The organism is Streptomyces sp. NBC_00433, assembly GCA_036015235.1.
Taxonomy (GTDB): domain Bacteria; phylum Actinomycetota; class Actinomycetes; order Streptomycetales; family Streptomycetaceae; genus Actinacidiphila.
Map to the genome: position 1 here is coordinate 4,432,969 of CP107926.1, position 17,958 is coordinate 4,450,926.

Sequence of the window (17,958 nt, forward strand, 5' to 3'; positions counted from 1 at the left end):
CACCCGCCGCACGGCTGCGAACCTCTTCCAGCATCTGAACAAGGGCCTGCCCGCCCCGGCGATGGGTGCCACCATGGCATGTCAGCGCAGCCCGAGATCACCCAGCGCGACCTGCGCAACCGGTCCAAAGAGATCATGGACGCCGTCCAGGGCGGCCAGTCCTTCACCGTCACCCGCGACGGGCACCAGATCGGGGAGCTGATCCCGCTACGCAGGCGCCGGCGGTTCGTCCCGCGCTCGGAGTTCGCCGCCATGTCCCGCACCGCTCGGCATGCCCCCCCCCACCGGCTCCGCGCACGGACCCGGCCGCGAATCCGGTGAACCGCCTCGGTTTCGCCGGAGACGTCGAAGACCGCACACCGACATCCGCAGCCGTGATGTCCGGTCCTTGCGTCTCCGTTCTCCTCGCCGTCGGTCGGTGCCTGTCCCTCCGCCCAGCGTGATTCTCCGGTCGCCGGCACACAGAGGATCTTGCCGAACCGGCATGCAGACGGGCGCCGCCGTACGGATCAAAGAAGCGGGAGGAATACCTGGACATCCACGGGGAGACGGCCTGGCACCTAGGTGGGAGAGGCAGTAGCGTCCCGCGAGGTACACGTAGTTCCGACAAAAGTACGGTCCCGCACTGCTCGTTCGCTTCCCGAACGGGTCCCCCCTCGCTGGAGCCGCAATGTTGAGACAGTTACGTCGCCGATGGATCGGCCTGCTGCTCGCACTCCCGGTGCTCGTGACCGGCCCCCTGTCCCTCCCCGCCTCGTCTGCCGAGGCCCCGCTCTCCACAGAGTCGCGGGCCGTCGCCTCGGCGGTACCGCTGGAGGAGATCACCGCGACCACCACCCAGGTCGCCTCCGGCCTGCAACGCCCGACGGCCCTGGCCGCACCCGACGACGGCACAGGGCGGCTGTTCATCACCGAGAAGTTCGGAAGGGTTCGCGTCTACGACCCGGCCACCGGGCTCGCCTCCACCCCGCTGCTGGACATCACGTCCCAGGTGGACTCGTCGGACAACGAGCGCGGACTGCTCGGCATCGCCCTCCCCCCGGACTTCGTCCAGAGCCAGCAGCTCTACCTCGCCTTCACCGCGCTGCCCGACGGCGCGGTCACCCTGGCCCGCTACAGCCTCGCCGACGCGCGCCTCGAGGTCCTGCTGCAGCAGCCGCACGCCGACTACACCAACCACAACGGTGGCCAGCTCGCCTTCGGCCCCGACGGCAAGCTGTACTGGGGCATCGGCGACGGCGGTGGTGCCGGTGACCCCTTCGACAGCGGGCAGCGGACCGACATCCTGCTCGGCAAGATCCTCCGCCTCGACGTGAGCCGCAGGTGCGGTGCGCTCCCGTACTGCATCCCCGCGGACAACCCGTTCGCCGGTGTCGCCGGCGCCCGCGGCGAGATCTGGGTGTGGGGCGCCCGCAACCCCTGGCGGTTCTCCTTCGACCCCGCGGACGGGTCGATGTGGGTGGCTGACGTCGGCCAGGGCCTGTGGGAGGAGATCGACCACCTGACGCGCGACGAGCAGCCCGGAACCAACCTGGGCTGGTCGTGCTACGAGGGGCCGCAGGTCTTCGACGCGTCCCAGTGCTCGTCAGGTGCCCGCTACCGCGCCCAGGACTTCTACTACTCGCACTACAACGGCAGCTGCGCGGTCATCGGCGGCCAGGTCTACCGCGGCCGGCAGTTCGCTGACCTGGCCGGCGGCACGTACATCGCCACCGACTACTGCACGTCCACCATCTGGGCGCTGCGCCCCGACAGCAACGGCGTCCTCCGCCAGGCCGCGATAGGCCAGATGCCCACCCAGGTGACGGCGTTCGGGTCCACCCCGCAGGGCGAGCTCTACGTGGTCAACGACCTCCCCGGCGGCCTGCACCGGGTTTCGTTCGCGCACAAGACGCCGACCTGCCAGGTCGCCGTCACGACGAACGTCTGGGGCACCGGCATGGCCGTCTATCTCACCGTCACGAACAGGGGCACAACCCCGATCAACGGCTGGGCGCTGGAGTTCCCGCTGCCCTATGGGCAGGCTGTCATCTCGGACTGGAACACCACCCTGACCAACATCGGCGACCTTTACACTGCGTCCGACTCCGGATACAACTCGGCGATCCCGCCGGGCGGATCCATCACCCTGGGCTATTTGGCCTCCCACACGGACGACCGGTCCGCACCGGGCCGCTTCCTTCTCAACAAGGCGACCTGCGCCCGTACCGGAAGCTGAGGAGACAGGGAACCGGCTGACGTCGGTACCACGGCAAGCTGCCGTGGTACCGACGGCCGTTCCCCGCCAGTGCCGCCGAGCGAAAGGGCTCACTGGTCGCCGCGTCGGCGAACGCACGCCTACGCTCTACCGCCGGCACCGGGTCCATCCCCGCGGGCGCGGAGAGGGGTCATCCTCGGCCTCGGCGCCGGGTCCGTCCCCCAGGCATGGATCAGCGCCGAGGCCGCCCTGGGCGGCGAGCCGCCGCACCACTGCCGCACCGGATAGAGCCTCGCCGGCCGCCTCGTGACACTCGGCGCACACGCGTTCGTCGAGCCCGGCCGCGACCCCCCTCTGGCGTTCCAGCGGTGAGTGCTGGTGGATCAGGGCGGCCTTCTCCGAGGACCGGTCGACGCGGACCATGGCGTCCTTCAGGGTGCCGCCCGATACGAGGACTGCCTTAACGTCGGGATGAACAGCAACATCCAGGACACGCTTCACCTGCAAATCCAGAGAAAAATCCGATCCCCGTCGCCTGCGACCGGCTCGCGGCACGCAGTGCTACAAGGTGCTACCGTGGAGGAATGGCAGCTCAGCCCGAGATCACCCAGCGCGACCTGCGCAGCCGGTCCAAAGAGATCATGGACGCCGTCCAGGGCGGGCAGTCCTTCACCGTCACCCGCGACGGGCACCAGATCGGGGAGCTGATCCCGCTGCGCAGGCGCCGGCGGTTCGTGCCGCGAAGCGAGTTCGCCGCCATGTCCCGCACCGCGTCGGACGTCTCACTGGAGGCGTTCAGGGCCGACCAGGACGCCACGGCCGAGCAGGAGACGGACGACCCCTATGCCCGCTGAGTACGCGCAGGGCCTGCTCGACACCAACATCGTCATCCTGCGCAAATGGCTCGACCCCGCCGAGCTCCCCGCCGAAGTGGCGATCACTGCCATCACTCTCGCCGAACTTTCCGCAGGACCCCACGAGGTGCGCAGGAACGAGGAGCAGAACGACTACGACGAGCACGCCGAGCGTGGCCGCCGCCTCGACATCCTGCAACGCGCCGAGAACGAGTTCGACCCCATCCCCTTCGACACCGAAGCCGCCCGCATATACGGCAGAGTCTGCGCAGCGGTGATCGGCGCCGGACGCAAACCCCGCCGCCGCGTCGCCGACCTCATGATCGCCGCCATCGCCATCGCCGAGGAACTCCCCCTCTTCACGACCAATCCCGACGACTACAAGGGCCTCGACGGCCTCCTCACCGTCGTCCCCGTCACCCGGCCCACCGTCCTCCACGACCGGTGAGGTTTGCCCGCCGCACCACACACAGCGGTACAGGGCGGTCGACCACAGCCACCAGCAGCAGCCGTGGAGCGGGCACGCCAGCACCGCGCACGCCACCGGCCGGCGCGGACACCGACAGGGCCCCTGTGGTTCCCATGCTCAGAGGGCGGGTTCGATTCCCGTCATCCGCTTCACAGAAAAGGCCCAGGTCAATGATCCGGGCCATTGTTCTTCCCGGACCTGTTCGGTTGTCGCGTGCCCACCGCGTACCCGGTTCACCGGGTGCGGACCGGTCGGCGACCGCTCGCTCGTCGTCGACGGCTGCAGCGGCGATGGGGCTTCGCCAAGGCGATCGTGGCGGCTCGGACCGACGTTTGTTCCGAGCCGCCGCAACGGCGTATGTCAGACGACGGTGTTGTAGTGCAGCTGTGTGAGGGCGAAGTTTCCCGCCTCGCGGGGCGCAAAGGGGGTCTTCGCGTTCCCGGTGCCGCGGTAGCGCCAAGGGCTGCCGTCCCGGTCGATGGCGAGAAGGTCCGGCTTGCCGTCGACGTTGCTGTCGCCGATGCCGATCAGCTGCGTGTAGGTGTTCCAGCCGCCGCCGAGCCGGACGCGGTTGACGAACCCGCCCTTGCCCGTCCCGAGGTACAGCCACAGCACACCGGCGGCGTCGCGGGCCACCAGGTCACCGGCGGGGGCGCCCCCGACGTTCCCGACCGCGGTGATCTGGTTGTAGATGTTCCAGCCGCCTCCGATTCTGGTCCGGGTGGCGTACGGCGTGTTCCGGTTGCCGGTTCCCTTGTAGAGCCACAGGACCCCGTCCCTGTCGCGGGCCACGAGATCGGCCTTGCCGTCGCCGGAGAAGTCGCCCGTGCCCGTCAGTTGGGTGTAAGCGTTCCAGCCCCCACCGATCCGGGTGCGGTTGATGAATCCGCCCGTGCCCGTCCCCAGGTACAGCCAGAGCACACCGGCGGCGTCGCGGGCCACCAGGTCGCCCGCCGGGGCGCCCGCGACGTTCCCGACCGCGACGATGCGGTTGTAGATGTTCCAGCCGCCGCAGACCTTCACCGGATCGGTGCTTTGCAACTGTGGGTTCCACGGATTGTGGTAAGTGTCCTCCCGCCACAGCACACCGGCACTGTCGCGGCCCAGCAGGTCCGGCGACCCGTTGTCCGTGTAGTCGTGGGGCGCCGGCCCGCGCGCGACCTTGAAGGTGCCGCTCGCCTTCAGGTCCGGCCCGAGACCGTTGAACGGCTTCGCGGTGATCTGCCAGGTGTAGTCGCCGTTGGGCGCTGAACCGGAGTCGGTCCACCCGGTCCAGTCCAATCGCACCCGTCCGTCGTAGCCCATCCCTACCGGCTCGGTGGTGTTGTCCGAGGGGGACAGGTACGACGTGTCGGAGACTCCCGTGGCGGCGTTGCGGAGCGTCAGGACCACCTCCGCGTTGGCGCGCGACAGCTGCCATCTCGCCTTCCACGGCGCGGTGTCGAGCGCGGCCACCGCCGGGACGGCGGAACTCACCAAGGTGATACCCAGCGGCTGGCCGGTTCCGGCGACGAGCTCCGCCACGGGCGCGCCGTCCGCTCCGGCGGACACCCGGTAGACGCCTTCGCCATGAGCGAGTGTGCCGCCCATGACCAGCAGCGCGCCGTCAGGAGCGGTCGCGAGCGAGGTCGCGTGGTCCAGGATTTTGCGGCTGGTGCCCCCAGCGATCGGGACCGCTCTGAAGGAGAAGTCGTCGCTGGGCAGTCCTCCCTCCACCGTGGTTTGCGGACCGAACAGTGCCCAGTCCCCGACCATGCCCACCAGGGGGCTGAGGTTGTGCTGGTGCGTGTCGATCTGCGTGACCGCTCCGGTTTCCCTGTTCTCCAGGTGCAACTGTCCGGTGGCCGGCGGCGTGGGGCTGGTCAGGGTGGCGAGGTATGCCGGAGACAGCGCAGGGCGGCCCCAGGCGGAAGGGGCAAGGTGTGACGGTGTCGCCACGGCGGAGGTGAGGTCCACCACCGCGTAGTGGAGCTCGGTCTCCGCGCCCGCGGGAGCCTTGTAGGACAGAACCACGGAGCCGGGGGCCGAGGACTCCACGCGCACGTCTCGCGCGTCGGCCGGGATGCCGGTGACCGTCCGGTCTGTCTGCGCACCGTCCACGATGCCCAGCAAGTGCATTTGGGTGCAGTCGTCGCCGCCCGGCGCCGGCGACCAGGGGCAGGCCAGCACCGTCGACCCGACGGCCCCCACGAAATCGCGGAATCTACCCACGGTGACGAAGGAAGTCGCTCCGGTCGACATGTCGCGCAGCTTGACCCCGTGGTCGACGTCCGAGCCGAGCTCACCCTGCTCGGTCGCCAGCACATCGGACACCGAGCCGTGGGACATGGACAACCGGGGGTGCCAGGGGTCAGCACCCAAGCTGGTCGTCGAACCGTCGGCGTACCGGGTCCACAGCAGGTCGAACTGGGGGGTCGACGAAAGGACGCCCGTCGCACCGGCCATGACGACCTCGGAATACGGAGGCAGCGCGGCAGCACCGGCGAGCGGGGCCCCGGTCGGCGACTGCGCCGCTCCGCTCCCGACCCCGGTCGCGGAGTCCGCGACCGCAGGCAGCGCGAGGGGGCCGGCAATGACGGCGACGACGACGGCCACCGTCCCGGCGAGGACCTTGCGAGACAGGTTGCGGTACAGCACATGTCCTCCTGATGGGGCCGACGTGCGTGCGGACACAACGACCGAGGAGGGCAAGGCGGAACGGGACGGCGCCAGGAGGGCGAATCCTCCGGCGGCCCCCCACGTTCGAATTCTCGCGGATCTTAACAGCACGCACCGTCGCCGGTGGCCGGCATTTCACCCGATCTGTGGCGCCCGCTCATGCCTCGGCAAGCCAGCCACGAGCCCAAGACAGCCACGGCCTTCTGACAATCCGGACGGCGGACCAGCCGTGATCGGTTCTGCTGCCTGGCACCGGACCGTCCCCACCGCCTCGGAGCGCTGCGGGACGAACTCGGTGGCGACTTCACCGGCGGCGGGGTCGACGACGGCCGCACGATGGTGGCGGGCACAGGCCGGGCCAGGCCCCGGCTCTCGCATACACATCCACGCGGGCGCCAACCCGTCACGAGCTTCTTCCACCGCTCGCCGATGAGTTCCGGTGGGCCGGACAGTCCAAGTCGGCACACCTACAAAGGGAGAAGCCGATGGGCAAGACGCGCTTGCAGACGAATGTCGCCCGGCGCATGTTCGAGCTCCTGGAGCCGATCTGCCTGGTCACCTTCTGCGCCGATGAGTCCAACGAGGAACTGGCCGCACTCGGTCACCGCACCTATTGGGACGGATACTTCGCCAGCCGCGCCGCACCACTGGGACGGGCGCCGGCCCGAGTCGTGCACGCGGCCTTCTACAACTTCGCCGACGGGGAAGCCGCACGGCACATCCCCAGCACCTGGGAGACGATCCCGCCCGAGGCGTCTGTCGCCGCGCGGGAGCGGGGCAGCGCGGCTTCCCTACGGCGCATCCTCGGCGAGGAGCTGGCCGGCTCCCCGGGCCTGGTGCGCGCCGCGGACCTGACCACCAAGGCCGCGACGAGCGCCCCCACCGAAGGCCGGGTGATGTACGCCGGCATGCGCGCCCTTGAGGTACCCAGCGACCCCGTCGCCCGGCTGTGGCATTCCGCGACCATGCTGCGCGAGCACCGTGGCGACGGACACACCGCCGCTCTCGTCGTCTCCCGCATCGGCGGCACGGAGGCCCACGTGCTCTCCGCCCTGGAACAGGGCATCCACCCCCCGGAGTCGTTCGGACGCATCCACCACCTGCCGAAGGAGCGCCTGGCCGCGGTCATGGACGGTATGCGCGCACGCGGACTCATCGACTTCGACGGCCACTTCACCGCCGCCGGCCGCGCGACCAAGCAGCGCATCGAAACCCTCACCGACGAACTCGCCGCCCCGCCCTACGACGCACTGTCCCCCGGGGAACTCGACGAACTGATCACCGAGCTCGCCCCCATCACCGCGACCCTGGTGGCAGCAGGCTCGCAGTGACGCGCAGACATCGCCTATCACGCGGGTCGCCCCGCACCCGCCCGATCCACCCCCGCGGGCGCGGGGAGTAGGTGTTGGAACCCTCAGCGACGACCGCCGCCTTGTCCTCGGCCCGCCGGCCGGTCACCGGACCCAGGGAGTGCGGGCCCGTCTGGCGCGAGGGCGGCCGCCGGCCCGTCATGTCGGCTCGTCGGTGCCGTCGAGGAGGTCACCGGCCCGCACGGTCCGCTGGTAGAGGACGTGGTGCCGGGCGCGGGTGCGGGTGATCAGGCCGGCGCGGTGCAGGATGCCCAGGTGGTACGAGACCGTGCCGACCGCGAGGAAGTGGCGTTCGCTCAGCTCGGCCGTGCTGCGAGGGGATCCCAGGTCTGCCAGCAGACGGGCGCGCGTGACGCCGAGCAGCTTCTGCGCGGGCGGCGTGGTCGGGGTCCAGAGCCGGTCCTCGGGTCCACGGCGGGCCGGATAGGCGAGCATGGGCTGCCGGCGGGCCGGACCCGGCACCGCGTCGAGGGTCATCTGCAGGTCCGTGATGAAGACCGAGGGCGTCAGGACCACGTGGGTGGTCCCCGGAACGCTGCCGCGGAACCGGGTCATCAGGCGGACGTGGTCGTCCTGCCAGACGATCCGGGAGTGCAGGCCGGTGAGCATCGCGGACATGCCGTGCCGGGCGAGGGCCTGGGACCGGTAGGCGATGTCCGACTCCATGCGGGCCCGCAGCACCGCCCAGTGGGGACGGATCGCCGCCTGCCAGACCCGCTGGAGTTCCGCCGCCAGCCGTTCGGGCAGCGCCCTCTCGCCGCGCTCCAGCAGCTCCTTGACGATTCGGGGAGACGGGCGGCCGTGCACATTGAGCTCGGTGTTGCCCCGGGCCATGCCCTCCAGCTCCCAGCGCAGCCGCGCCGGGTCGGTGCTGACGAGTGTGTGCAGTTCGTCCTGGAGACCGGGCTCGAACATCTCCGGCTGCGGCTTGATGAAGTCGGGCAGATAGTCCCACGAGTCGCCGAACAGCGCGGCCAGCAGCGTGAGCCGGTGGTCGCGGAGCGTCTGCCGTAACAGGGCCTTCCACGCGCCTGCCGGGCGCGCGTCAGGACGCAGCAGGAACAGCGCCTCCACGGTGGTGTGCAGCGGCGAGAGCGCGAACCGCGTGTTCGCCAACGCCGCAGCGCCCATGTCGATCCGCAGCATTCCGATCCCCCGCCCTGCCGACCGGCCCCGCACGGCGGCCACCCGTGGGGACATTCGAACGTCATCGAATCATTCGAGCACCTGTACGACATTCGGCTTTGCTGGATCTCGACCGAAAACCCGGCGCCACGGTCGGAACCCGGGCGGCCGGGACCCCTCCCGCCATCCGGGCCGCCATCCGGGCCGCCATCCGGGGGGGATCGCCTGCGAGCGCTTCCCCGTGCCGGGAAGGGGAGCGCGCTGTTCGCACCGACCGTCCGGCATCCACATCGATGCAGTCCACAAAAGGAGAAACGCCCATGCGTGTTCGCAGGAAGGTCGCAGCAGCGGCCCTGGCCGGGGGCATCCTGGCCGGCGGGGTGGCCCTGGCCGCGCCCGCCAGTGCCATCAGCAAGGTGACGTGCCCGACACCGCCCACCCGCGCCTACGGGGTCGAGGTCTCGACCGACTACGGCTTCAACGCCTGCTACGCGGGTTCCGTCGGGGCGGCGACACTCAACGTCAGCCGGGTCTACTTGGCCTCGTCGCAGTGGAACTACGCCACGGTCTGGTTCGTCGGCGGCTACACCAAACTCGCGACGTACTCGTCGGTCAACTACAACGTGGTACTCGGCCACACAGTGACTGTGTACGAGGTCGACATCACCTGATCCCCTGCGGTGGCGGACGCCGAATCCAGCGGCGTCCGCCACCTTCGGCAACTAGACCACGAGCGGGGCTCGAATTGAGAAAAGCCGTCATATCATCAGCGATCTTGGTGTTCCTGGCCGCCCCGATCGCGGGGTGCGGCAGCGGACGGCCGGAGTCAGCACGGCTTCCCGCGCTGGGACCTGTACCCGCGATCACAGCGCTCGAACAGATTGCCCGGCCGATTGACCCCTACCTGCCGGCGGCTTCACAGGTGAAGGAACTTCATCAGGCCATCGACGCCGTGACGGCACGGTGCGTGAAGACCTACGGCCTGCCGTCCATCCCGACGATGTCGGCCGACTTCGAAGATGTGGCGCTGCAGAACAGAGCGCGCAATCAGCTCTACGGGTTCTTCGACCCCGGTGTGACGGCGACCAAGGGATACGACGTCGAGACCGTGATGTCAGGCCACCCCGTGCAACCGACCGAAGCGGACATCGCCGTGCTCAGCGGCCACAGTGGGACGGGAGCGGTGGTCACCACCTATGACGGCAAGCCGATTCCCGCCGGGGGCTGCCACCAGGTGGGCGTGGATGCCGTGGACGGCGATCCCCCGACTCCCGGATCGGGTGTCTCGCTCCCTGACGGTGGTCCCCCGGTTCCGATCGGCGATCCGCGCGTCGTGCGCGCGGACACCCGGTGGAGTGCGTGCATGAAAGCCGAGGGCTACTCCTATGCGAACCCGGCAGACGCCTACGCGGACGCGAAATGGCGTCCCGTCGGGAACACTCTGTCGCGCCCGGACGCGACCCGGAAGCGCGAAGAAAGAGCGACGGCGACCGCTGACATGGCATGTAAGCAGGAAACCGATTTCATGGGTGTTGCGATCGCGGTGCAGTCCGCCTACGACAGGCAATACATCGCGTCGCACTCCGCCGCTCTCAAGGCCTTCACCGAGCACCTTGACGACCGCGTGGAAAAGGCGGCCCAGATCATGGCGACAGACGGCACGGAAACCGGCTGAGAACAGTCGTGCGACGCCCTCTGCCACCACCCGACGCGACGGCCCGGTCTCATGCCGGATGCCGGGTGAGGAGCCCGCCCGCGGCGTCCCCGCCGATACCCGAGGGGGTGGACACCGCGCAGGCGCGGTTCTGGGGTCGCGTACGCCGTACCGCTGCCAGCCCGGATAGCGGGCCGCGGAGACGCTACGGGTGGCTCACTGCCGCGATGTCGGCGTCGAGTTCCCCGGCCAGTACCTGGTCGTGAGCCTCGTCGGCGATCTGCCGGGCCTGCGCGAACCGCCGCAGCGCCGCAGCGGTGACGCCCTCGGCGGCGCCGACCCGGCCGAGTCCTTGCAGTGCCCTGGCCTCGCCCCGCCGGTCGCGCAGCTGCCGGGTCAGCTCCAGGCTTCTGTCGAACGACCGCGCCGCCGCGCCCAGTTCGCCGCCGTCGAGCTGGGCCTGCGCGAGGCCGCGCCAGGCGTAGGCCTCGGCCCGCCGATCCCCGAGCCGTCGGAACTCCTCCAGCGCCTCCTCGAACAACGGCACCGCCTCGGCGACGCGCCCCTGGCCGCAACGGACGACCGCAAGGCTGCGCACGGCCTGGGCGGCGAGTCGGCCGTCCCCGGCGACCCGCAGCCGCTGGGCCGCGTCGCCCAGACGCTGTGCGGCCGCCTCCCACGCGCCCCGGTTCCGGTGGATGATGCCCTGCACCAGCATGACGGCGCCCACGCCGTGCTCGTCACCGGACGCCTCGTACCCGGCCAGCGCCCCTTCGTAGGCGACCAGCGCCTCGTCGGCCCGGCCCAGATCGCGGTACAGCGCCCCGGTGTCGAACAGCGTGATCGACTCGGCCCAGCGGTTGTGCGAGCGCCGGGCCGCGTCCAGGGCCAGTTCCACGGCCACCCCCCAGCCGTCCCAGGAGGCCAGCATCTCGAAGAAGGGCGCGGCGATGTGGGCCAGTTCCCATGTCGCGTCCCACAACTCCCGCTCGTGCGCGACCCGTACGCACGCCACGACGTTCTCCCGCTCGGCGATGAACCAGGCGATCGGGTCGCGCAGCAGCTCGTCGCGGTGCCCGGCCTCGACTCCGTGGCGCGGGTGGGCACCGGTCTTGCGCAGCTCGCCGGGCTGGAACCGGTCCTCCGCGACGGCTGCGAGAGAGACGTACGCGCCCAGGAGCCTTCCGACCGCCGCCGCGGCGTCCGGTTCGGGCTGCTCACGAGCCAACGCACGCAGCAGATCGTGGAGGCGGTAGCGGGCGGAGCCCGTCTCGTCGGGGCCGATCGCGTCGAGCAGCTGCGCGGCCACCAGCGCGTCGAGGTGGCGCTCGGCCTCGCGCAGCGGAACGTCCATGAGAGCACCGAGCGGCCAGGCCGCGAAGTCGCCTCCGGGGAAGAGGCCGAGCAGCCGGAACGCCCGCTGCTGCGCTTCCGGCAGGCCCCGATAGCTGATCATGAAGGTGGAGCGGACATCGAGATCCCCGATCCCGAGATGGTCGAGCCGGTGGCGCTCATCGGCGAGGCGGCCGGCGAGGTCGGTCAGGCGCAGGTCGGGCCGCTCGGCCAGGCGCGCACCCGCGATGCGCACGGCCAGCGGCAGGTACCCGCACAGCGCCGCCAACTGCCGTGCGGTCGGCGGATCGTCCGCCACCCGGTCCCTACCCGCGACCCGGCCCAGTAACTCGACCGCCTCGCCGGGCTCCAGCAGATCGAGCACGACGGTGTGAGCCCCTTCGATGCTGCGCAGCTCGACGCGGCTGGTGACGATCACCCCGGCGCCCGGCCCGCCGGGCAGCAGCGGGCGCACCTGCCGGGGCCCGTTGGCATTGTCGAGGACGATGAGCAGCCGGCGTCCGGCCGTCAGCGTACGGAAGAGCTGCTCGCGGTCGTACGGCGCGTCCGGGATCGCGCGCGGGTCCGTGCCCAGCGACCGCAGGAAGGTGCCGAGTACCTCGGCGGGTTCGGCGGGCAGCGGGTCGTAGCCGCGTAAGTTCGCGAACAGCTGCCCGTCCGGGTAGTCGGCGGCGAGGCGTTGCGCGGCCCGCACCACGAGCGTCGTCTTGCCCAGGCCCCCCTTGCCCGCGACGGCGACAAGCGGCCCGGACGACTGCCCCTGTCGGCGCAGCAGCGCACACAGCTCGTCGAGTTCGGCGGCGCGGCCCGTGAAGTCGGAGATGTCCCGCGGCAGTTCGCGCGGTACCGCACCCCGCGGCGCGGTGGGCGTCACGGTGGCGTCGGCCTGATACCAGGCAAACGCTCCGCCGCACAGCGCGGTCACTCCTGCGAACGCGTACTGCGCCGCGCCCACTTCGCCGAACACCTGCCAACCGGCGGCGACCGCGGCGAACGCCCCTGCGGCGCCCGCCAGTCCCCAAAGCCTGCGTGCCCCGCGAGAGTTCACGCCGCGCATGCTACCGAAGCCGTATCCGGAAACGCACGGGCAAGTCACGTCAAAGCAGTTCCTGTCGATCCGACGGCCCGCGGCCGCCGATCAGGACGCCCACTGTCGACGACTACTTGTGAGCCAGGAAGACGACGAACACGACAATGACCACGGCGACCATGCCCAGGAGTCTTCCGAGCTGCTCCGGCGGCTTCCGGTAGAACCAGTTTCCCGTCGGCCGGAATCTGGCGGACGGCTCCGTGCTCGCCTCCCACCAGCCGATGATCTCCTGGCAGTTCGCGTCGAAATCGGGGGCGGGGTACAGGGAACTGCGCTGCAGAGCGGGCAGCGTGCGGGTGCGCCCGTTGTCGAAGGTGACCTGGAGCGTGGAGAATCCGCCGAACTGGCCGGCCCCCTGGTGGACACCGACCCATCGGACCTCGTGCCAGGGGTGGGTACGGCCCCGGCCGAAGCCCGAGCAGATGGTGACTCCGGCCGGCCCGACCCTTGTCCAGCACCCGCGGAGCCGGATGAGGTTCAGCCCGGCGAACGCGAGGGTTCCGCCCACCAGCCACCCCGCGGCCGCGGCACCGAGTTGCGAGAAGGAAACGGCCGCTTCGACGATCAGCCCCACAGCCAGCAGGAAGATCCTCGACCACTGCGCGTTGCGGTACCGCTCCCTCCCCCGGAAAGTCAGTTCCTGCTCAGCACTCACGGTAAATCCCCCCGACCTCGCACCCACGACGGACTTCTGCACCGCCCGCCGTCGTCCGGCCCTGCTCCCCCGCGGGCAGAACCGGTGATCTTGTCCCTGGGTGCAATCATGGCACCAGCCATCTGGACGTACCTGTGCGGTACACGGCAGCTTCAGGAGCCGCAACGTTGCCGACTGCTGGTGCAACCGATCGGTGTCCGTGTGCGTCCGGCGTCCACGCCGTAGTCGAGGACGCCGGACCGTCGACCGGCGCGACGCGGGCCGCTTCGGCGCCGCCGTTGAAGACCTTTGCCACATCGTTGGCGCCGTGGGTGAGCGGGGCGGCGGTGAGGAAGGCGCCCACGATCTTGTGCCGCCGGCGGAGGCCGGCGCGCGACTCGCGCTCTCCTCCTGCGTCCTCGCCGTCCACGACCTCGGGGAAACAGTCGGCTTCTACCGTGGCGTTCTCGGATTCGAGGGACGCGACGACGTCGAGCGTGACGGGACGCGGTGGATGAGTGCCGGCTCGCCGTCCGCAGGGACGAGCAGTGGCCCGGCGCGATCGCGCCCGGGTGGCTCCCGGCCGCGCAGGGTCAGGTGTGGGTGGCGGCGTGGGTCACGAAGAGGTGGTGGAGGTCGCGGGCGGCGCGGGGGACCGGGCCGGACAGGCGGCGCTGGACGACCATCAGGACCTCGGTCGTGGTGTCGGCCAGCGGGCGGTACGTCAGTGCGCCGCTGCGTTCCAGCGGGTCGCCGATCACGCTGAAGTCCGGCAGGACGGTGGCGCCCAGCCCTTCGGCCACCATCAGCTTGCCCATCTCGGCGCCGTCGGTGGAGTACGAGAAGGACGGCGTCCGGCCGGCCAGCAGCCGGTGGACGTAGCGGTGCATGACGTAGCCGGCCCGCATCACGACGAGCGGTTCGGTCAGCAGGTCGTCGACGCCGACGGTGCGCAGCGCGGCCAGCGGGCTGTCCGGGCGGACGCAGACCACGGGGCGGCCGCGCAGCAGCTCGGTGGTGTGCAGTTCCGGCGGCAGGTCGTCGCCCTGGAGGTAGTTGACGAGGCCGAGGTCGAACCGGCCTTCCAGCAGGGCCCGGTGGATCTCGGCCTCCTGCGCCGCGACCACCTCGACCTGGGTGACCGGGTGCGCGGCGCGGAAGGCGCGGATCGCCGGTACGAGCAGTGGCACGGTGGCCGCGTTGACCGTGCCCAGCCGCACCGTACGGCTGGTCCGGTGCTGGTGGTCGGCCGCCTGCCGGAGCCGGTCGACCGCGTCCAGGACGTCGATGATGTGCGGCAGCAGTTCGCGGCCGTCGTCGCTGATCGTCGCGCCGGAGCGCCTGCGGTCCAGCAGGTCGACGCCCAGCTCGCGTTCCAGGTTGCGTACGGTCTCGCTCAACGCGGGCTGCGACAGGTGGAGTTCGTCCGCCGCGCGGCGCAGCGACCCGAGCCGGGTGACCGCTTCGATGTATTCGAGCTGCTCGATCCGCATCCCAGCGTCACCGTCCTGGCACCGTGCGGCACCGCCGCGCCGTTTGGTGGAAGGGAAACCCTACCAACCGTTCGTCAACGCCGTCTCGACCGGCGACCGGGCGGACGCCTACTGTGGCGGTCGGACGGATACCCGCGTCACTCGGCATGCCGGGACCGGTCCGTGACGGCGAGAGCGAGAGGGTGATCGAAATGCGCGGCATCCTCACCAAGCGGCTCCACATCGACCTCGCACGCGTTGCCAGCGCCTTCTGTTGTCGCTGACCGCCGCCCGCCGCCGTTGAGCGCGGCCCGCGGCCGTCGCCGTACCGACCCCGCTTCCCGATCTGCCCGCTGACGGGCCCGTACTGACGTGCCGTCAGACGTGTCAGGCGTGCCCTCGCACCCCTTCCCCTTCCGGCGTGCGGCGCGGCCCTGGTTCCGCACGCCGAAACCACCCATCACGGGAGTCCCGCATGCCCTCTTCCCCGCAGCCGTCCGAACTGCCGCCCGACCCGGCCCGGTTCGCGTACTGGGTGCCCAACGTCAGTGGCGGGCTGGTCACCAGCCGGATCGAGCAGCGCACCGACTGGAGCTACGAGTACAACCGCGAACTGGCCGTCCTCGCCGAGAACAACGGCTTCGAGTACGCGCTCAGCCAGGTCCGCTACATGGCCAGCTACGGCGCCGAATTCCAGCACGAGTCGACCAGTTTCAGCCTCGCCCTGCTCCTGGCCACCGAGCGGCTCAAGGTGATCGCCGCCGTCCACCCCGGCCTGTGGCACCCCGGGGTGCTGGCCAAGCTGGGCGCCACGGCCGACCACCTGTCCGGCGGGCGGTTCGCGGTCAACGTGGTCAGCGGCTGGTTCAAGGGCGAGTTCACCGCGCTGGGCGAGCCCTGGCTGGAGCACGACGAGCGCTACCGCCGCTCGGAGGAGTTCATCCGGGCGCTGCGGGCGATCTGGACCGAGGACCACGTGGAGCTGGCCGGCGACTTCTACCGGATCCGCGACTTCTCCCTCAAGCCCAAGCCGCTCAACACCGCGGAGCGCCCGCACCCGGAGATATTCCAGGGCGGCAACTCCACCGCCGCCCGCGCCATGGCCGGGCGGGTGTCCGACTGGTACTTCTCCAACGGCAAGGACTTCGACGGGGTCACCGAGCAGATCGACGACGTCCGGGCCGGGGCGCTCGCGGCCGGCCGCCGGGCGCCGAAGTTCGGCCTGAACGGCTTCCTCATCGCCCGGGACACCGAGGCCGAGGCGCGGGACACGCTGCGCGAGATCGTCGCCAAGGCCGACACCGAGGCGGTGGAGGGGTTCGGCGCGGCGGTCAAGCAGGCCGGCCAGTCCGCGGCGGACGGCAAGGGCATGTGGCAGGACTCCACCTTCGAAGACCTGGTCCAGTACAACGACGGCTTCCGTACGGGCCTGATCGGCACCCCGGAGCAGATCGCCGAGCGGATCGTCGCCTACCGGCGGCTCGGCGTGGACCTTTTCCTGCTCGGCTTCCTGCACTACCTGGAGGAGGTCGAATACTTCGGCAAGCACGTGCTGCCGCTCGTCCGCGAGATGGAGGCGGCACAGGCACCCGGAGAACCGGCCTCCCGCCCGTAGCCGCATCCCGTAGCCGTACCCGCTCGCGCAGCCGCACCGGCACCCGCACCGGCACCCCCACACGTCACGTTCACAGAGAGCGAGATCCCATGAGCACCGTCGCCCCGACCGAATGGCAGGAGCTGCCCGCCCCGAAGGACCCGCAGGGCTGGATCGGCCGCGCCGCCGAGGTGGCCGCCTTACTGGCCGCCGACGCCGCCGCCCGCGACAAGGCAGGGGCCACCCCTTACGCCGAGGTCCAACTGCTCAAGGACTCAGGCCTGGTCACGCTGCTCGGGCCGATCGAGCACGGCGGCGGCGGGCAGGACTGGCCGACCGCTTACCACGTCGTCCGCGAGGTCTCCCGGGCCGACGGCTCCATCGGCCAGCTGCTCGGCTACCACTACCTGTGGAACTGGGCGGCCAGGCTGGTCGGCACCCGCGAGCAGTGGGAGTACGTCGAGGCGGAGGCCGCACGGCAGAAGTGGTTCTTCGGCGGCGCGGTCAACCCGCGCGACAACGACGTGGTGGTCACCGAGGACGGCGACGACCTGGTGTACACCGGCCGCAAGTCCTTCTCGACCGGCAGCAAGGTCTCCGACGTCACCGTGCTCGAAGGCGTCCTGGACGGCACCGACCAGCACGTCTTCGCCATCGTCCCGTCCGACAGCGCCGGCCTGGTCTTCCACGACGACTGGGACAACATCGGCCAGCGGCTCACCGAGAGCGGCGGTGTGACCCTGAACGGCGTCCGCACACCGTGGTCCTCGGCGGCCGGCTACGTCGACAGGGAATTCCAGCCGCGGGTCTACAACACCCTCAACGTGCCCACCATCCAGCTGGTGTTCGTCAACTTCTACCTCGGCATCGCGGCCGGCGCCCTGGAGACCGCCGCGACCTACACCCGTACCAAGTCCCGCTCCTGGCTGCACGGCGGGTACGAGCACGCGGTCGACGAGCCCTACGTCGTGGACATCTACGGGGACCTGACCGCGAAGTTGTGGGCCGTCGAGGCGCTGGCCGACGCGGTGGCGCTGGAGGGGCAGCGGCTGCACGACGACCCCGACGCCGTCACGGCCGAGACGCGCGGCGACTTCGAGGTCCGGGTCGCGGCGGTCAAGGCCCGTGCCACGGAGGTCTCGTTGGAGATCGCCGGCAAGGTCTTCGAGGTCACCGGCGCGCGGGCCACGGCCTCCGCCGAGGGACTTGACCGCTTCTGGCGCAACGTCCGCACCCACACGCTGCACGACCCGGTCGCGTACAAGCGGCGCGAGGTGGGGCGCTGGGTCCTGACCGGCGAACTGCCCGAACCCACCTGGTATTCCTGAGCCGGCCGCCGGCCCGCCCGCACCGAGCGGGTGCGGGCGGACCGGCCAAGGCCCCCTCGGACCGGCCCGGGTCCCTTCCGACCGGCCCGGGTCCCCTCGGACCGGCGGGTCCCCTCGTATCCGGAACGCCCCGCACACCGGCGCAGGCACCCGACCGCAC

Annotated in this window: 14 protein-coding genes; 9 read left to right on the top strand and 5 right to left on the bottom strand. The window is 70.7% G+C overall.

Annotated elements, in window-relative coordinates:
* Window positions 1-78 precede the first annotated feature (78 nt).
* The 4 genes from OG900_18775 (at window position 79) to OG900_18790 (ending at window position 3,499) form a co-directional block, all read left to right on the top strand.
* Window positions 79-321: a type II toxin-antitoxin system prevent-host-death family antitoxin gene (locus OG900_18775; protein ID WUH91949.1), complete on the top strand. Its 243-nt coding sequence runs from the start codon at window positions 79-81 to the stop codon at window positions 319-321.
* A 349-nt stretch (window positions 322-670) separates the two neighbouring features.
* Window positions 671-2,218: a PQQ-dependent sugar dehydrogenase gene (locus tag OG900_18780; protein WUH91950.1), complete on the top strand. Its 1,548-nt coding sequence runs from the start codon at window positions 671-673 to the stop codon at window positions 2,216-2,218.
* Window positions 2,219-2,781: 563 nt separating this feature from the next.
* On the top strand, window positions 2,782-3,051 hold the full coding sequence (locus tag OG900_18785; protein WUH91951.1) for a prevent-host-death protein: 270 nt from the start codon (window positions 2,782-2,784) through the stop codon (window positions 3,049-3,051).
* Window positions 3,041-3,499, top strand: a complete 459-nt coding sequence (locus OG900_18790; protein WUH91952.1) for a type II toxin-antitoxin system VapC family toxin — start codon at window positions 3,041-3,043, stop codon at window positions 3,497-3,499. Before OG900_18785 ends, OG900_18790 begins: the two co-directional genes overlap by 11 nt.
* A gap of 381 nt (window positions 3,500-3,880) precedes the next feature.
* On the opposite strand, the gene OG900_18795 is transcribed toward OG900_18790, so the two are convergent.
* A complete protein-coding gene (locus OG900_18795; protein WUH91953.1) occupies window positions 3,881-6,157 on the bottom strand; it encodes a VCBS repeat-containing protein in 2,277 nt (758 codons plus the stop codon).
* Between the two features lie 506 nt (window positions 6,158-6,663).
* On the opposite strand from OG900_18795, the gene OG900_18800 reads away from it, so the two are divergent.
* Window positions 6,664-7,509: a MarR family transcriptional regulator gene (locus tag OG900_18800; protein WUH91954.1), complete on the top strand. Its 846-nt coding sequence runs from the start codon at window positions 6,664-6,666 to the stop codon at window positions 7,507-7,509.
* A gap of 177 nt (window positions 7,510-7,686) precedes the next feature.
* Here the strand turns inward: OG900_18800 and OG900_18805 are convergent, their stop codons facing one another.
* Window positions 7,687-8,694 (bottom strand): winged helix-turn-helix domain-containing protein, encoded by a 1,008-nt coding sequence (locus OG900_18805; protein WUH91955.1) that lies wholly within the window; start codon window positions 8,692-8,694, stop codon window positions 7,687-7,689.
* 299 nt (window positions 8,695-8,993) lie between these two features.
* Between OG900_18805 and OG900_18810 the strand changes: the two genes are divergently transcribed.
* Both OG900_18810 and OG900_18815 read left to right on the top strand, forming a co-directional pair.
* Entirely contained in the window at window positions 8,994-9,344 is a 351-nt protein-coding gene (locus tag OG900_18810) for a hypothetical protein (protein ID WUH91956.1), read from the top strand.
* 104 nt (window positions 9,345-9,448) lie between these two features.
* Window positions 9,449-10,348, top strand: coding sequence for a hypothetical protein (locus tag OG900_18815; GenBank protein WUH91957.1), 900 nt, complete (start codon window positions 9,449-9,451; stop codon window positions 10,346-10,348).
* A gap of 184 nt (window positions 10,349-10,532) precedes the next feature.
* Here the strand turns inward: OG900_18815 and OG900_18820 are convergent, their stop codons facing one another.
* The 3 genes from OG900_18820 to OG900_18830 form a co-directional block, all read right to left on the bottom strand.
* Window positions 10,533-12,728 carry a tetratricopeptide repeat protein gene (locus tag OG900_18820; GenBank protein WUH91958.1) on the bottom strand — a complete coding sequence of 732 codons (2,196 nt, stop codon included), beginning with the start codon at window positions 12,726-12,728 and terminating at the stop codon, window positions 10,533-10,535.
* A 112-nt stretch (window positions 12,729-12,840) separates the two neighbouring features.
* Window positions 12,841-13,425 (bottom strand): PH domain-containing protein, encoded by a 585-nt coding sequence (locus OG900_18825; protein ID WUH91959.1) that lies wholly within the window; start codon window positions 13,423-13,425, stop codon window positions 12,841-12,843.
* A 572-nt stretch (window positions 13,426-13,997) separates the two neighbouring features.
* Window positions 13,998-14,897, bottom strand: a complete 900-nt coding sequence (locus OG900_18830) for a LysR family transcriptional regulator (protein WUH91960.1) — start codon at window positions 14,895-14,897, stop codon at window positions 13,998-14,000.
* A 454-nt stretch (window positions 14,898-15,351) separates the two neighbouring features.
* Here OG900_18830 and sfnG point away from each other — a divergent pair, with 454 nt between their 5' ends.
* Both sfnG and OG900_18840 read left to right on the top strand, forming a co-directional pair.
* Window positions 15,352-16,491, top strand: coding sequence for a dimethyl sulfone monooxygenase SfnG (gene sfnG, locus OG900_18835; GenBank protein ID WUH91961.1), 1,140 nt, complete (start codon window positions 15,352-15,354; stop codon window positions 16,489-16,491).
* An 89-nt stretch (window positions 16,492-16,580) separates the two neighbouring features.
* Entirely contained in the window at window positions 16,581-17,798 is a 1,218-nt protein-coding gene (locus tag OG900_18840) for an acyl-CoA dehydrogenase family protein (GenBank protein WUH91962.1), read from the top strand.
* The last annotated feature ends 160 nt before the right edge of the window (window positions 17,799-17,958 follow it).

Excerpts from the sequence above, each read along its gene's own strand:
- OG900_18810 (WUH91956.1), top strand. The coding sequence starts at position 8,994 with ATGCGTGTTCGCAGGAAGGTCGCAGCAGCGGCCCTGGCCGGGGGCATC.
- OG900_18775 (WUH91949.1), top strand. The coding sequence starts at position 79 with ATGTCAGCGCAGCCCGAGATCACCCAGCGCGACCTGCGCAACCGGTCC.
- OG900_18840 (WUH91962.1), top strand. The coding sequence starts at position 16,581 with ATGAGCACCGTCGCCCCGACCGAATGGCAGGAGCTGCCCGCCCCGAAG.
- OG900_18805 (WUH91955.1), bottom strand. The coding sequence starts at position 8,694 with ATGCTGCGGATCGACATGGGCGCTGCGGCGTTGGCGAACACGCGGTTC.
- OG900_18790 (WUH91952.1), top strand. The coding sequence starts at position 3,041 with ATGCCCGCTGAGTACGCGCAGGGCCTGCTCGACACCAACATCGTCATC.
- OG900_18785 (WUH91951.1), top strand. The coding sequence starts at position 2,782 with ATGGCAGCTCAGCCCGAGATCACCCAGCGCGACCTGCGCAGCCGGTCC.
- OG900_18830 (WUH91960.1), bottom strand. The coding sequence starts at position 14,897 with ATGCGGATCGAGCAGCTCGAATACATCGAAGCGGTCACCCGGCTCGGG.
- sfnG (WUH91961.1), top strand. The coding sequence starts at position 15,352 with ATGCCCTCTTCCCCGCAGCCGTCCGAACTGCCGCCCGACCCGGCCCGG.
- OG900_18780 (WUH91950.1), top strand. The coding sequence starts at position 671 with ATGTTGAGACAGTTACGTCGCCGATGGATCGGCCTGCTGCTCGCACTC.
- OG900_18800 (WUH91954.1), top strand. The coding sequence starts at position 6,664 with ATGGGCAAGACGCGCTTGCAGACGAATGTCGCCCGGCGCATGTTCGAG.